The sequence below is a fragment of the Mycobacterium sp. DBP42 genome, from assembly GCF_005924235.1.
GTDB classification, from domain to species: Bacteria; Actinomycetota; Actinomycetes; order Mycobacteriales; family Mycobacteriaceae; genus Mycobacterium; species Mycobacterium syngnathidarum.
On record NZ_VCMY01000032.1, the window covers coordinates 43,499 to 58,840 of the forward strand.

Below are 15,342 nucleotides of genomic sequence, written 5' to 3' on the forward strand. Positions count from 1 at the left end.
GCTTATCCCCGTCCCGCGGTCGCATGCGAAGCCTCACGGCGTTCCCGCGCGATCTGTTGCACCGCGCCGAGACCGTTGAAGGCAGGTTTGGCCATCGTCGGGGACTTCGAGGCCAGGTACACCAGCGGCCAGGTCACCAGGAACACCACCACGATGTCCAGGATCGTGGTCAGCCCCAAGGTGAACGCGAAGCCCTTGACCTGGCCGATGGCCAGGAAGTACAGCACCGCGGCCGCCAGGAAGGTCACGGCGTTGCCGGACACGATTGTCTTGCGAGCGCGAGCCCAGCCTCGGGGCACCGCCGACCGGAAGGACCGGCCCTCACGGATCTCGTCCTTTATTCGTTCGAAGAACACCACGAACGAGTCGGCGGTGGTACCGATGCCGATGATCAAACCGGCGATACCGGCGAGGTCGAGCGTGTAGCCGATGTACCTGCCGAGCAGCACGAGGATGGCGAAAACCATTGCGCCGGCGGCAATCAGCGACAGGGCGACCAGCAGACCGAGCACCCGGTAGTACAGCAGCGAGTACAGCAGCACCGCTGCCAGGCCCACCGCACCGGCGATCAGACCGGCCCGCATCGAGGACAGGCCCAGGGTCGCCGAAACGGTCTCGGCTTCCGACGATTCGAACGACAGCGGCAGCGACCCGTACTTGAGCACGTTGGCCAGTTCCTTGGCGGTGTCCGAGTTGAACTGGCCCGTGATCTGGGTGTTTCCCCCGGGGATGGCCTCGCGGATCTCAGGGGCGCTGACCACCTGTGAGTCGAGCGTGAACGCCGTCTGCGTGCCCACGTTGGCCGCGGTGAAGTCGGCCCAGGTCTTGGCTCCCCCGCTCTTGAAGGTCACGTCGACGACGTACTGGCCCTGCTGCTGGTTCAGACCGGACGTGGCGTTCTCGATCTCCTCGCCACTCATGATCGATGGGCTGAGCAGGTAGACGGTCTGGCCGTCGGTGGAGCACGTCACCAGCGGCAACTTGGGATCGTCGTTGCCGGCCAGCACGTCATCCTTGTCGCAGTTCTGGGCTCGTTCCATGATCGCCTGGATCTGCATCATCGGATTGGTGCTCTGGCGGATCGTCTTCGCCAGCGTGATCAGCGCGGCCCGAGTCTGCGCCTCGCTGACGGGAGCACCTGGCGGCGCAGGCTGCGGACCTGGTGATGGCGCAGGCTCACCCGGGGCCGGCGCGGGTGCCGGAGTGGGTTCCGGTGCCGGGGTCGGTTCCGCCGGAGCCGGCGCGGGGTCAAGCGGGTACGGGCGCGGCTGAGGTGCCGGCTCAGGTGCGCTGACCGGCGGTGCTGCCGGTGCTTCGGCCGGTGCCCCCGGGGCCTGCCCCGGGATCGCACCGGGAAGGCCGGGCGCTGCGCCCGGCGCGGGCGGGGCGCCTGGTGCGGGCGGGGCGCCCGGCGCGCCCGGCGCGCCCGGTGCGCCACCTTGCGCGAGTTGCTTGAGCTGCTCCACCGGCACCGCACGGGCGACCGGGCGGATGTACAGACGGGCGGTCTGGCCCAGGTTGCGGGCCTCGCTGCCGTCGTTGCCGGGAACGGTGATCACGAGGTTGTCGCCGTCGATGACGACCTCCGAGCCCGAGACGCCGAGACCGTCCACGCGGGCACTGATGATTTGTTGGGCCTGGTTGAGCGCCTCTCTGGTCGGCGTCGAGCCGTCCGGGGTGCGCGCGGTCAGCGTCACCCGGGTACCGCCCTGCAGGTCAATGCCGAGTTTGGGCTTGGCCTGCTTGTCGCCGGTGAGGAACACCAGCAGATAAACGCCGATCAGAAGGACCAGGAAAAGTGTCAGGTAGCGCGCAGGATGCACCGGCGCCGAAGACGATGCCACGTTTCTAGGGTCTCCTCGAGATCAGTTCGTCAGCACCGCAAAGGGTACGTGCTTGTGCTGGGTGCTCTGCGGTCAGTCTTTTTTGAGGCCGTCGGTGTCAGTGACGCCGGTGCTCTCGGTCAGTTCGGTCGCACCGGCCGCCTCATCGGCGTCGGCGCTGTCCTCGGTGTCCTCCTCGATGCGGTCGCGCACCGCGAGCTTCATCCAGGTGGTGACGACGCCGGGGGCGATCTCCAGGTCGACGTTGTCGTCGGTGATGCCGGTGATCGTGGCCTGCAGGCCCGATGTGGTGTGCACGCGGTCGCCGATCTGCAGCGAGTTGTGCAGGTCAATGGTCGCCTGCATGGCCTTGCGCTGACGACGCGACGCGAAGAACATAAACGCGCCCATGACGATCAGCAGGGGCAGGAAAATGACGAGATCCATGTCAGGTATGTCTTTCGTGTTGTGTCGGATGTCAGGGCGACCGAGGCCACGATACCGCCGCCGACCCGGACCACCCCATTCGCCGCCGACTGGCGGGCCTCGCAACTAGGCTCAGAACGCGTTCTTTCCGGCGTCGCCCTTCCCCGTCGAGGAGGCAGTGTTGAGTCATCCCGAGCAGAGTCGCCATCTGGCCACCACCATCCCCGGACCCAAATCCGAGGCGTTGATCGGCCGTAGAACGGCCGCGGTCGCCCGCGGGGTCGGCAACACCATGCCCGTATATGCCGCCCGCGCCGGCGGTGGCATCGTCGAGGATGTCGACGGCAACCGGCTGATCGACCTGGGCTCGGGCATCGCCGTCACCACCATCGGAAACTCGTCGCCGCGCGTGGTCGAGGCCGTGGCCGCACAAGCCGCCGACTTCACCCACACCTGCTTCATGGTGACGCCGTACGAGCAGTACGTCGCGGTCTGCGAGCACCTCAACCGGCTGACGCCGGTTCGTGGTGAAAAGCGTTCGGCGCTGTTCAACTCGGGGTCCGAGGCCGTGGAGAACTCGGTCAAGATCGCGCGTTCCCATACCCACAAGCCGGCCGTCGTCTCCTTCGACCACGCGTATCACGGGCGCACGAACCTCACGATGGCACTGACCGCCAAGGTCATGCCGTACAAGCACGGCTTCGGTCCGTTTGCGCCCGAGGTCTATCGGGCGCCGTTGTCCTATCCGTTCCGCGATGCCGAGTTCGGCAAGGAGTTGGCCACCGACGGCGCGCTCGCGGCCCGGCGGGCCATCGACGTGATGGAAAAGCAGGTCGGCGCCGACAACTTGGCCGCGGTCATCATCGAGCCCATCCAGGGCGAGGGCGGTTTCATCGTCCCGGCCGAGGGGTTCCTGCCGGCGCTGTTGGGGTGGTGCCGCGACAACGACGTGGTGTTCATCGCCGACGAAGTCCAGACCGGGTTCGCCCGCACCGGGGCGATGTTCGCGTGTGAGCACGAGGGCATCGATCCCGATCTGATCGTCACCGCCAAGGGCATCGCCGACGGCCTGCCGTTGTCCGCGGTGACCGGGCGGGCCGAGATCATGGACTCCCCGCATGTGTCCGGGCTGGGTGGCACCTATGGCGGAAATCCGGTTGCGTGCGCGGCGGCGCTGGCGACCATCGAGACCATCGAGGCCGACGGGTTGGTGACCCGCGCCCAGCACATCGGGCAGCTCATGAAAGACCGGCTGGGCCGGTTGCAGGCCGAGGACGACCGGATCGGCGACGTGCGCGGCCGGGGCGCGATGATCGCCGTCGAGCTGGTGAAGCCAGGCACCACCACGCCCGACGCGGAGCTGACCAAGGCGCTGTGCGCCGGTGCCCACGCGGCGGGCGTGATCGTGCTGTCCTGTGGCACCTACGGAAACGTGCTGCGCTTCCTGCCACCGCTCACGATCAGCGACGAACTGCTCATCGAGGGACTCGACGTGCTCGAGCTGATCCTGCGCGATCTCTGAGGCGCTAGTGCGCGTGGGTGTGACGGCCACCGAACAGTCCGCCCCAGCCCCGGCGCCGAGGTGCGGCCACGGCTTCGGTCCGCGGCGCCTCAGTGACGGCAGCCGGCTCAGCTGCCGTGACGGGCCGCTGCGCGTATTCGACGTCACGCACACTGCGAACCGACAATCGGCCGACCGCGATGGCGCCCAAGAACACGATCAGCGCGCCGAGGCCGGAGAAGTAGGCCAGTTCCAGCGTCACGCGCTTGGCATCGGTCACGGCTATCGGCATCCCGGGGTCGCCGATGCCCAGCGGCCCTGCGAGCGCTCGGCCGACCACGAACCAGGCCCCGCCGAGTACCGCCAGCCATGCGCCGAAGTGGGCCGTGGCCCGGTTACTCGAAACCAGGAGAAGCAGACCGCCCAGCGCCGTGACGGCACCGGGAAGCACTTCCAGCCAGCCGCGCGCCGAGGTCCAAACCCAGGCTTGGTCCGGGGTGTAGGCGAAGTCGAAGTACGGTCCGATGAACGGGATCAGCGCGCCCCAGATTCCCAGTAGAACCAGCAAAAGGCCGCTGGCGGCGCCGCGGCTGCGCCGCATCCGTAGCCGGCTACCGCGAGTATCGAATTCGGTCATGATGCCTCCTTTGACACCCCGCTGGGTACCCCGAACTGACGGGCAGGTAACGCTCCTACCCTTCAAGGCATGCGTTTCATCCGGGCGCGTTGCGCATGGACTCGGGTATCAGGCCCGCCCGGCGCTCACACCGGAACGACCAGACTCACAGCACATTGACAGCTGAGAAGCTGGTTTTCCGGAAATAAGTTTAGTTTCACTAACGTAGTAGTTCAGTAGCGCAACGTTGCGCCGGTGATTATTTCCGCTATCTGTGAAGAGGATTTTTGATGTCGTTTGACACTCGTGATGAGCAACTGGCGAGCCGCATAGCCGATCTGACCGCCAACGATCCACAGTTCGCCGCCGCGATTCCCAGCGACACCGTCACCGCCGCCGTCGACGTCCCCGGCCTGCTTCTGCCCGAAATCGTCCAGACCGTCCTGCAGGGTTACGCCGAGCGGCCCGCGCTCGGCGAACGCGCCGTCGAATTCGTCGCCGACCCGGCCACGGGACGCACCAGCGCGCATCTTCTCCCCCGGTTCGACACCATCAGCTACGGCGAACTCTGGGATCGGATCCGCTCCCTCGCCGCGGCCTTGCACGCCTCCGGCGTCGCGGCCGGAGACCGGGTCGCCATCCTGGGTTTCACCAGCGCTGACTACACCGTGATCGACACCGCACTGAGCCAGATCGGCGCGGTGTCGGTGCCCCTGCAGACCAGCTCGTCGCCCGAGGCCCTGGCGCCCATCGTGACCGAGACCGAACCAGTGGTGATCGCCGCGAGTGTCGGCCACCTCGCCGATGCCGTCCAGCTGGCACTCAATGCCCACACTCCGGCCCAGCTGGTCGTCTTCGACCACCACGGCGAGGTCGACGATCATCGCGACGCGGTGGCATCGGCCACCGAGAAGGTCGCCGGGGCCGGTACGGCGGTCGCAACTCTGGCCGATCTGCTCAACCGCGGCCGCGAACTGCCGACACCCCCGGCCCCCGAGTCCGACGGCACCGATCCGCTCGCCTTGCTGATCTACACCTCTGGCAGCACCGGCGCCCCCAAGGGTGCGATGTACCTGCAGAGCTCGGTCGCCAAGTTCTGGCGGCGCAACAGCAAGGCCTGGCTCGGACCGGTGAGCTCGGCGATCAATCTGAGCTTCATGCCGATGAGCCATGTGATGGGCCGCGGCGTCCTCTACGCCTCTCTCGCCGCCGGCGGCACCTGCTACTTCGCGGCCCGCAGCGACCTGTCCACGCTCTTGGAGGACCTCGCCCTGACGCGGCCCACGGAGCTGAATTTCGTTCCGCGCGTATGGGAGATGATCCACAGCGAGTTCTGCAGCCGGGTCGATCACCGCCTGGCCGAGGCCGACGCCGACCGCGACGCCGTCGAGGCCGAGGTGTTGGCCGAGGTGCGCGACCAGGTGCTCGGCGGACGGTTCGTGGCGGCGATGACCGGCTCGGCGCCCATCTCTGCCGAGCTCAAGGCCTGGACCGAAGACATGCTCGGAATCCACCTGTTGGAGGGCTACGGCTCCACCGAGGCCGGGATGGCGCTGTTCGACGGTGTCGTTCAGCGCCCACCGGTGATCGACTACAAGCTGGTCGACGTCCCCGATCTCGGCTACTTCGGCACCGACCAGCCGCACCCTCGCGGCGAGCTGCTGATCAAGACCGAGAACCTGTTCCCCGGCTATTACAAGCGTCCCGAGGTCACCGCTTCGGTGTTCGACGAGGACGGCTTCTACCGCACCGGCGACGTCGTCGCCGAGGTCGGCCCGGACCAGCTACGTTACGTCGACCGGCGCAACAACGTGCTCAAGCTCGCCCAGGGTGAGTTCGTCACATTGGCCAAGCTGGAGGCCGTGTTCGGCAACAGCCCACTGGTGCAACAGATCTACGTCTACGGCAACAGCGCACAGCCCTACCTGCTGGCCGTGGTGGTACCCACCGACCCGGGTGTCACGAAAGAAGCGATCAGCGCATCCCTGCAAGAGGTCGCCAGAGAGGCCGACCTGCAGTCCTACGAGATCCCACGCGACTTCATCGTGGAGACCACACCGTTCAGCCTGGAAAACGGTCTGCTGACCGGTATCCGCAAACTGGCCTGGCCGAAGTTGAAGGCGCACTACGGCGATCGGCTCGAGCAGCTCTACGCCGATCTGGCCGAGACGCAGGCCAACGAGTTGCGTGCACTGCGCACGGGCGCGGCTGACGCCCCGGTGCTGGAGACCGTCAGCCGGGCGGCCGGCGCGCTGCTGGGCGCTGCCGCATCCGACCTGGGACCCGATGCCCACTTCACCGATCTGGGTGGAGATTCCCTGTCAGCGTTGACTTTCGGCAATCTACTCCGCGAGATCTTCGACGTGGATGTGCCGGTCGGCGTGATCGTCAGCCCGGCCACTGATCTGGCCGGTATCGCTGCGCACATCGAAGCGCAGCGCAGCGGATCCAAGCGCCCGACCTACGCGTCGGTGCACGGCAGGCACGCCGCCGAGGTCAGTGCCGCCGACCTCACGTTGGACAAGTTCCTCGACGCCGACACGCTGGCCGCAGCGCCAGGCCTGCCCAAGGCTCCGGCCGAGGTGCGGACCGTGCTGCTCACCGGCGCCACCGGCTTCCTGGGCCGCTACCTGGCGCTGGAATGGCTGGAGCGCATGGACCTCGTCGACGGCAAGGTGATCGCGCTGGTCCGCGCCAAGTCCGACGACGAAGCCCGCGCCCGACTCGACGCCACCTTCGATTCCGGCGACGCGAAACTGCTTGCGCACTACCAAGTTCTGGCTGCCGATCACCTCGAGGTGATCGCCGGCGACAAGGGCGAGGAGAACCTCGGACTGGATCAGCAGACCTGGCAGCGGCTGGCCGACGAAGTCGACCTCATCGTCGACCCGGCCGCACTGGTCAACCACGTGCTCCCGTACAGCGAGCTGTTCGGTCCCAACGCCCTGGGCACCGCCGAGCTGATCAAGATCGCGCTCACCACGAAGATCAAGCCGTACACCTACGTGTCGACCATCGGCGTGGGCGATCAGATCGAGCCCGGGAAGTTCGTCGAGAACGTCGATGTCCGGGAGATGAGTGCGGTCCGCAAGATCAACGACGGCTATGCCAACGGGTACGGCAACAGCAAGTGGGCCGGCGAGGTCCTGCTGCGCGAGGCCAACGACCTGTGCGGGCTGCCGGTGGCGGTCTTCCGCTGCGACATGATCCTGGCCGACACCACGTACTCGGGCCAGCTGAACCTGCCGGACATGTTCACCCGGATGATGTTCAGCCTGGTCGCCAGCGGTATCGCGCCGAAGTCCTTCTATGAGCTCGATTCCGACGGCAACCGGCAGCGCTCGCATTACGACGGGCTGCCAGTCGAGTTCATCGCCGAGTCGATCTCGACGCTGGGCGGCCAATCGGTCGAGAGCTTCGAGACCTACCACGTGATGAACCCGTATGACGACGGCCTCGGCATGGACGAGTTCACGGACTGGCTCATCGAGGCCGGCTACCCGATCGAGCGCATCCCCGATTACGGACAGTGGATCCAGCGCTTCGAGAGCACCCTGCGCGCCCTGCCGGACAAGCAGCGTCAGGCCTCGTTGTTGCCTCTGCTGCACAACTATCAGAAGCCCGAGCGGCCGATGCTGGGCGCCCTGGCGCCTACGGACCACTTCCGCGCCGCGGTGCAGGAAGCCAAGATCGGGCCCGACAAGGACATCCCCCATGTCAGCCCGGCCGTGATCGTCAAGTACATCACCGACCTGCAGCAACTCGGCTTGTTGTGATCGCCCGCGTGTGCTCGCCCCGCCTCAGGGGCGAGCACACGCCGGCGTGATGCATCTCGCACCATGGGCGCTGGCAACTCGAAATATAATTAGTTTTACTAACGTAGTAATGAGTAGGCGCGACAAATGCGCCGACCATAGTTATTTTGATTTGCTCAGGGGACCGATATGACCACCGAAGCACACGAAGACCAGCTCGAACACCGCATCGCACACCTCTATGACACCGATTCGCAGTTTGCCGCGGCCCGCCCCGACGATGCCGTCAACGCTGCCGTGGCCCAACCCGACCTCAGATTGCCGGCCATCGTCAAAGCGGTGTTCGCCGGGTACGCCGACCGCCCCGCGCTCGGACAGCGCGCCGTGGAGTTCGTCACCGATGCCGACGGACGCACGTCGGCCGCGCTGCTCCCCCGTTTTGACACCATCACCTACCGGCAGTTGGGCGACCGCGTTCAGGCCGTGACCAACGCCTGGCACAACCACCCGGTGAAGCCCGGCGATCGCGTCGCCATCCTCGGGTTCACCAGCGTCGACTACACCACCATCGACACCGCCCTCATCGAGCTCGGCGCCGTGTCGGTGCCGCTGCAGACCAGCGCGCCCGTCACCACCCTGCGGCCCATCGTCGCCGAGACCGAACCGACCGTGATCGCGGCGAGCATCGATTTCCTCGACGACGCAGTTGAATTGGTGCGCTCCGGACCCGTGCCCCGCCAGCTGGTGGTCTTCGACTACCGGCCCCAGGTCGACGCTCAGCGCGAAGCCTTCGAGGCCGCCAAGTCCGCGCTCGCCGGCACCGACGTTGTCGTCGAACCATTGGCCGACGTCCTCGATCGCGGCCGCTCACTGGCCGACGCCCGGCTGTACACCCCGGGCCAGCCCGATCCGCTGGCCATGCTGATCTACACCTCCGGCAGCACCGGCACCCCCAAGGGGGCGATGTATCCGGAGAGCAAGGTCGCCAACATGTGGCAGCTGGCCACCAAGGCAACTTGGGACGAGAACCAGGCGGCACTGCCGGCGATCACCCTCAACTTCATGCCGATGAGCCACGTCATGGGTCGCGGCATCCTGATCGGCACGCTCAGCTCGGGTGGCACCGCGTATTTCGCTGCCCGCAGCGACCTTTCGACCTTCCTCGAGGACCTCGCCCTGGTCCGGCCCACGCAGCTGAGCTTCGTGCCCCGGATCTGGGACATGCTGTACCAGGAGTACCAGAGCCGGCTCGACCGTTCCGGCGGCAGTGAGGACGCAGTGCTCGCCGAGGTCCGCGAGGACCTGCTGGGCGGACGGTTCGTCTCGGCGATGACGGGTTCCGCTCCGATCTCCGCGGAGATGAAGAACTGGGTCGAGCGGCTGCTCGACATGCACCTGCTGGAGGGGTACGGCTCGACGGAGGCCGGCTCGGTGTTCGTCGACGGCTACATCCAGCGTCCGCCGGTCATCGACTACAAGCTGGTCGACGTACCGGACCTGGGCTACTTCCGTACCGACCAGCCCCACCCGCGCGGTGAGCTGCTGGTCAAGTCCGAGCAGATGTTCCCCGGCTATTACAAGCGCCCGGAGATCACCGCCGAGATGTTCGACGAGGACGGGTACTACCGCACCGGAGACATCGTGGCCGAGCTGGGCCCCGATCATGTCGAGTACCTCGACCGGCGCAACAACGTGCTCAAACTTTCCCAGGGCGAGTTCGTCACCGTCTCCAAGCTCGAGGCGGTCTTCGGGGACAGCCCGCTGGTGCGCCAGATCTTCATCTACGGCAACAGCGCCCGCTCGTATCTGCTGGCCGTCGTGGTACCCACCGATCCCACCGCGTCGAAGCAGGCGATCGGCGACTCACTGCAGGATGCGGCCCGCGCCGCCGGTCTGCAGTCTTACGAGGTTCCGCGCGATTTCATCGTGGAGACAACGCCTTTCAGCTTGGAGAACGGCCTGCTGACCGGCATCCGCAAGCTGGCACGCCCCAATCTGAAGAGCCATTACGGTGAGCGGTTGGAGCAGCTGTACACGGAGCTGGCCGAGGGCCAGGCCAACGAACTGAGCGAGCTGCGGCGCAGCGGTGCTCAGGCTCCCGTGCTCGACACCGTGAGCCGGGCCGCCGGTGCCCTGCTGGGTGCTGCGGCATCCGATCTGGCGCCCGAGGCCCACTTTACCGACCTCGGCGGAGATTCGTTGTCCGCCTTGACCTTCGGAAACCTGCTGCAGGAGATCTTCGGCGTCGAGGTGCCGGTGTCGGCGATCGTCAGTCCGGCATCGGATCTGCAGACCATTGCCGGCTACATCGAGGCTCAGCGCTCTGGCGCCAATCTGCGGCCGACATTCAGCTCGGTGCACGGGCGCAACGCGACCGAAGTCCACGCGGCCGACCTGACTCTCGACAAGTTCATCGACGCCGCAACCTTGGCCGCCGCGCCGGGCCTGCCCGGTCCGGTCAATGAGATCCGCACCGTACTGCTCACAGGCGCAACCGGATTCCTGGGCCGCTACCTGGCCCTGGAATGGCTGGAGCGCATGGATCTGGTTGACGGCAAGGTCATCTGCCTTGTGCGCGCAAAGTCCGACGACGAAGCCCGCGCACGGCTCGACAAGACCTTCGACAGTGGCGACCCGAAACTGCTGGCGCACTACCGTGAACTGGCCGCCGACCACCTTGAAGTGATCGCCGGCGACAAGGGCGAGGCCGACCTGGGCCTCGACCCCGCGACCTGGCAGCGACTGGCCGACACCGTCGATTTCATCGTCGACCCGGCCGCACTGGTCAACCACGTGCTGCCCTACAGCGAACTGTTCGGCCCCAACGCACTCGGGACTGCCGAGCTCATCCGTATCGCGCTCACCACGCGGATCAAGCCGTTCGCCTACGTGTCGACGATCGGCGTCGGCGGGGGCATCGAGCCCGGAAAGTTCGTGGAGGACGCGGACATTCGTGAGATCAGCGCGACCCGACGTGTCGATGACAGCTACGCCAATGGCTACGGCAACAGCAAGTGGGCCGGTGAGGTGCTGCTGCGCGAGGCTCACGATCTGGCCGGCCTGCCGGTGACGGTGTTCCGGTGCGACATGATCCTGGCCGACACCACCTATGCCGGGCAGTTGAACCTGCCGGACATGTTCACCCGCATGATGTTCAGCCTGGTCGCCACCGGTGTGGCACCGAAATCCTTCAACCAGCTCGGTCCCGACGGCGAGCGCCGGCGCTCGCACTACGACGGCCTGCCCGTCGAGTTTATCGCCGAGGCCATCTCGACCCTGGGCGCCCACGTGCAGGACGGCTTCGAGACCTATCACGTGATGAACCCGCACGACGACGGTCTCGGTATGGACGAGTTCGTCGACTGGCTCATCGAGGCCGGATACCCGATCCAACGGGTCGACGAGTACCCCGAGTGGTTGTCCCGCTTCGAGACCACGTTGCGGGCGTTGCCCGACAGGCAACGTCAGGCCTCACTGCTGCCGTTGCTGCACAACTACCAACAGCCCGGCATGCCGGTGAACGGCGCGATGGCACCGACCGACGTGTTCCGCGCCGCGGTGCAGGAAGCGAAGATCGGCCCGGACAAAGACATTCCGCACGTCAGCCGCGAGATCATCGTCAAGTACATCAGCGATCTGAAACTGCTCGGTTTGCTGTAACAGACTTCCCCACAAGGGAAGATCCCCCCTGAGCGGCCGCGGTCCTTATCCAGGACCGCGGCCAATCAGCGCCGAGGGAAGCCGTTGTCCCGTCAGCGAGCGGCTCGGTCCGCGTTCGCATGAATCGCGTCGCGGCAGAACGCCGCCAGGCCCGGAAGGGCGAAAGATTCGTCGTACCTTGCGACGTAAGCCGGATCGCTCACGTACAGGTCTCCCAACTTGCGGTGGAATTCGCTCGAGCAGTCGTAGAACCAGCGGTTCACGTGCAGCCGGTGCCGCTCGGCGGCATCCATTGCCGCGTCGGAGTCGGCCGGAAGTCCGCTACGGAAAGCGTCGGACAGGGCCTGCTCGACGGCTTCTCCCTCGGCCTTGATCTGGATCCACTCGTCCTTGCCGTAGGCCTTCGCTCGACGCTGCGACTCCTTCCACTCCGGGGTCTGGCCCCACTTCTGTTCGACCTCGGCCTGATAGTCGTCGAAGTCCTCGCCGAAGAGTTCGCGCATGTCGTCGTCGGTCATGGGGGTGTTCGTCATTGCCTTCTCCAATGCCTGATCGATGGCCTCGACGAGGTCCTTCATCTCGTCGAGGCGGGTCATGACGCGTTCGCGCTGACGGACCAGGTGACTGACCTCATCGCCCTCGTCCAGCAGGCTCGCGATCTCCTCAAGCGAGAACTCGAGCCGGCGGTACACGATGATCTGGGACAGCCGCATCAGGTCGGCCGACGTGTAGACCCGGTATCCCGAGGCGCCACGCCGGGTCGGGGTCAACAACCCGATCTCGTCGTAGTGGTGAAGTGTCCGGACCGTGATGCGAAAACGCTCAGCCACCTGGCCGACGGTGAGCTCATCCACCGGCAACTCCTGCGTCATGTTGATCAGACTGGCGCCTCACGTCGCGTGAGGGTCAAGTGCTCATGCCCGAACGTATGGGGGTCGCGTCCTACAAACGGCCTAGAGCAGGCTGACCGCGATCAGTGCGACGGCGAGCAGCGGAAAGATGCCCTGGGTGATCGCCGCCCGCGCCTTGTCCGGTGAGCTGATCAACAGCACCGCGGCCGCGGCCAGCATCGACCCCGCCCCGGCTAACACCAGGGCAACCCCAACCGCGCTGTGCCCCAAGCCCATAGCCACGATGCCAACCACCGCGACGATGGCCAGGAACAGGTTGTAGAAGCCCTGGTTGAACGCCAGCTCCTTGGTGGCCCGGGCTTGCTCCTCGCTGAGACCGAAGGTGGCGCGGGTCCGTGGTGAAGTCCAGGTCAGCGACTCCATCACGAAGATGTAGACATGCAGGGCCGCGGCGAGCGCGGCGAACACCAGACCGGCGATAACCATGCCGCCTATTCAAACAGCCCTGGCTGCCCCAGCCCGGTAACCGGCGGCTGCAATCCCAGGTGCGTCCACGCCAGCGGTGTGGCCACCCTGCCGCGTGGCGTGCGGGCCACCATGCCCGCCCGCACCAAGAACGGTTCACACACTTCCTCGACCGTGGTGGCCTCTTCGCCGACGGCCACCGCGAGCGTCGACACCCCGACGGGGCCGCCACCAAAACTGCGGGTCAGCGCGGACAACACGGCGCGGTCCAGGCGGTCCAGGCCGAGCTCGTCGACGTCGTAGACCTCCAGCGCCGCCTTGGCGATGTCGCGGGTGATCACGCCGTCGGCGCGCACCTCGGCATAATCGCGGACCCGACGCAGCAGCCGGTTGGCGATGCGGGGCGTGCCCCGGGAGCGCCGGGCGATCTCCGTGCCGGCGTCGGCACCCAGCTCGATGCCGAGGATGCCGGCCGACCGGGCCAGCACCCGCTCGAGTTCGACCGGCTCGTAGAAGTCCATGTGCGCGGTGAACCCGAACCGGTCCCGCAGCGGACCGGTCAGCGCCCCGGACCGGGTGGTCGCTCCCACCAACGTGAAGGGCGCGACCTCAAGCGGGATCGAGGTGGCCCCGGGGCCTTTGCCGACCACGACGTCGACGCGGAAGTCCTCCATCGCCAGGTACAGCATCTCCTCGGCGGGCCGGGCGATGCGGTGGATCTCGTCGATGAACAACACATCGTGCTCGACGAGGTTGGACAGCATCGCGGCCAGGTCACCCGCCCGCTCCAAAGCGGGACCTGAGGTGAGCCGCAGCGAGGAGCCCAGCTCGGCCGCGATGATCATCGCCAGCGACGTCTTACCGAGCCCGGGCGGACCGGACAGCAGGATGTGATCCGGTGTGCCGCCGCGGTTCTTGGCGCCCTCGATGACCAGTTGCAGCTGCTCGCGCACCCGCGGCTGACCGATGAACTCCCCCAACGAACGTGGCCGCAGGCTGGCGTCGATATCCCCCTCACCGACGGTCAGCGCGGGTGAGACCTCCCGCTCGTCGGGGTCGTCGGTGTCGTCGAATCGGCCCATCACTTCTTACCCAACATGGACAGCGCCGCCCGCAGCGCGGAAGCCGTCGTCGCCTCGGGATCGTTGGCCAGCACCTTGTCGGTGGCTTCCTCGGCTTGTTTGGCCGCAAAACCAAGTCCGACAAGCGCTTCCACCACCGGGGCGCGCACTGCGTGGCCCACGGCCCCGCCGACTGCCCCGGGGGTGACCGGACCGATCTTGTCGCGTAGTTCGAGCACCATGCGCTCGGCACCGCGTTTGCCGATGCCCGGAACCCGGGTCAACGCCGTGACATCGCCATCGGCCAGCGCCTGCCGCAGGGCCTGCGGGTCATGGACCGCCAGCGTCGCCAACGCGATCTTGGGGCCGACACCGGAGACCCCCAGCAGGGTGAGGAACAGGTCGCGCGCTTCCCCGTCGGCGAAGCCGTAGAGGGTCATCGAGTCCTCACGCACGATCATCGCGGTGATCAGCCGGGATTCGGCACCTCGACGCAGTGTGGCCAGCGTCGACGGTGTCGCCATCACCTTGTAGCCGACACCGGCCGCCTCGATCACGGCGTGGTCGAGGGCGATGTCGATGACCTCGCCGCGCACCGAGGCGATCATGCCCGGGCCGCCTTCAGTCGGGCCTGATACTTACGGCGCTGCTCGGCGGCCAGCGCCTCGGCGGCGGCCATCCGCGCGATCATCGGCGCGCGCCAGCAGTGGCAGATGGCCAAGGCCAGGGCATCGGCGGCGTCGGCTGGGGTCGGCTTGGCCTGCAGCGCAAGGATTCTGGTGATCATCTCGGTAACCTGTGCCTTGTCGGCACGGCCGTTGCCGGTGACCGCCGCCTTCACCTCCGACGGGGTGTGAAAGTGCACCTCGATGTCGCGGCGGGCCGCGGCCAGCGCGATCACGCCGCCGGCCTGCGCGGTTCCCATCACCGTGGACACATTCTGCTGGGCGAAGACCCGCTCGATGGCGATCACATCCGGCCGGTGGGTGTCCATCCAGTATTCGGCGACATCACTGATTTCCAGCAGCCGCTTTTGCAGCGGTGCATCGGCCGGCGTGCGGACCACGTCCACATCCAACGCGGTGACCTGCCGACCGCGACCGCTCTCGACCACTGACAGGCCGCAGCGCGTCAACCCGGGATCCACTCCCATCACCCGCACACGAACCCCTTCGTAAGAACAT

General features: G+C 66.8%; 11 protein-coding genes. 3 read left to right on the forward strand and 8 right to left on the reverse strand.

Annotated elements, in window-relative coordinates; all coding sequences use genetic code 11:
• Nucleotides 1–2 precede the first annotated feature (2 nt).
• Together secD and yajC are read right to left on the reverse strand one after the other, a co-directional pair.
• Nucleotides 3–1,844, reverse strand: a complete 1,842-nt coding sequence (gene secD, locus E0T84_RS23410; RefSeq protein ID WP_138745693.1) for a protein translocase subunit SecD — start codon at nucleotides 1,842–1,844, stop codon at nucleotides 3–5.
• Nucleotides 1,845–1,916: 72 nt separating this feature from the next.
• Nucleotides 1,917–2,270 carry a preprotein translocase subunit YajC gene (gene yajC, locus E0T84_RS23415; RefSeq protein ID WP_070184620.1) on the reverse strand — a complete coding sequence of 118 codons (354 nt, stop codon included), beginning with the start codon at nucleotides 2,268–2,270 and terminating at the stop codon, nucleotides 1,917–1,919.
• 160 nt (nucleotides 2,271–2,430) lie between these two features.
• Between yajC and gabT the strand changes: the two genes are divergently transcribed.
• Nucleotides 2,431–3,771 carry a 4-aminobutyrate--2-oxoglutarate transaminase gene (gene gabT, locus E0T84_RS23420; protein ID WP_070943733.1) on the forward strand — a complete coding sequence of 447 codons (1,341 nt, stop codon included), beginning with the start codon at nucleotides 2,431–2,433 and terminating at the stop codon, nucleotides 3,769–3,771.
• A 4-nt stretch (nucleotides 3,772–3,775) separates the two neighbouring features.
• On the opposite strand, the gene E0T84_RS23425 is transcribed toward gabT, so the two are convergent.
• Nucleotides 3,776–4,387: a hypothetical protein gene (locus E0T84_RS23425; RefSeq protein ID WP_138745694.1), complete on the reverse strand. Its 612-nt coding sequence runs from the start codon at nucleotides 4,385–4,387 to the stop codon at nucleotides 3,776–3,778.
• A gap of 269 nt (nucleotides 4,388–4,656) precedes the next feature.
• Here E0T84_RS23425 and car (E0T84_RS23430) point away from each other — a divergent pair, with 269 nt between their 5' ends.
• Together car (E0T84_RS23430) and car (E0T84_RS23435) are read left to right on the forward strand one after the other, a co-directional pair.
• Entirely contained in the window at nucleotides 4,657–8,142 is a 3,486-nt protein-coding gene (gene car, locus E0T84_RS23430; protein WP_138745695.1) for a carboxylic acid reductase, read from the forward strand.
• Nucleotides 8,143–8,310: 168 nt separating this feature from the next.
• On the forward strand, nucleotides 8,311–11,781 hold the full coding sequence (gene car / locus E0T84_RS23435) for a carboxylic acid reductase (RefSeq protein ID WP_070184617.1): 3,471 nt from the start codon (nucleotides 8,311–8,313) through the stop codon (nucleotides 11,779–11,781).
• Between the two features lie 92 nt (nucleotides 11,782–11,873).
• Here car (E0T84_RS23435) and E0T84_RS23440 read toward each other — a convergent pair whose 3' ends face one another.
• The 5 genes from E0T84_RS23440 to ruvC form a co-directional block, all read right to left on the reverse strand.
• Nucleotides 11,874–12,635, reverse strand: a complete 762-nt coding sequence (locus E0T84_RS23440; protein ID WP_070184623.1) for a MerR family transcriptional regulator — start codon at nucleotides 12,633–12,635, stop codon at nucleotides 11,874–11,876.
• A 99-nt stretch (nucleotides 12,636–12,734) separates the two neighbouring features.
• Nucleotides 12,735–13,118, reverse strand: coding sequence for a DUF1304 domain-containing protein (locus tag E0T84_RS23445; protein WP_070184616.1), 384 nt, complete (start codon nucleotides 13,116–13,118; stop codon nucleotides 12,735–12,737).
• 5 nt (nucleotides 13,119–13,123) lie between these two features.
• Nucleotides 13,124–14,179, reverse strand: coding sequence for a Holliday junction branch migration DNA helicase RuvB (ruvB, locus tag E0T84_RS23450; protein WP_070184615.1), 1,056 nt, complete (start codon nucleotides 14,177–14,179; stop codon nucleotides 13,124–13,126).
• Complete coding sequence (gene ruvA / locus E0T84_RS23455; RefSeq protein ID WP_070184614.1) at nucleotides 14,179–14,766, reverse strand: Holliday junction branch migration protein RuvA; 588 nt, start codon at nucleotides 14,764–14,766, stop codon at nucleotides 14,179–14,181. The genes ruvB and ruvA overlap by 1 nt, the downstream gene beginning before the upstream one ends.
• Nucleotides 14,763–15,320: a crossover junction endodeoxyribonuclease RuvC gene (ruvC, locus tag E0T84_RS23460; protein ID WP_070184613.1), complete on the reverse strand. Its 558-nt coding sequence runs from the start codon at nucleotides 15,318–15,320 to the stop codon at nucleotides 14,763–14,765. Before ruvC ends, ruvA begins: the two co-directional genes overlap by 4 nt.
• Nucleotides 15,321–15,342: the final 22 nt, after the last annotated feature.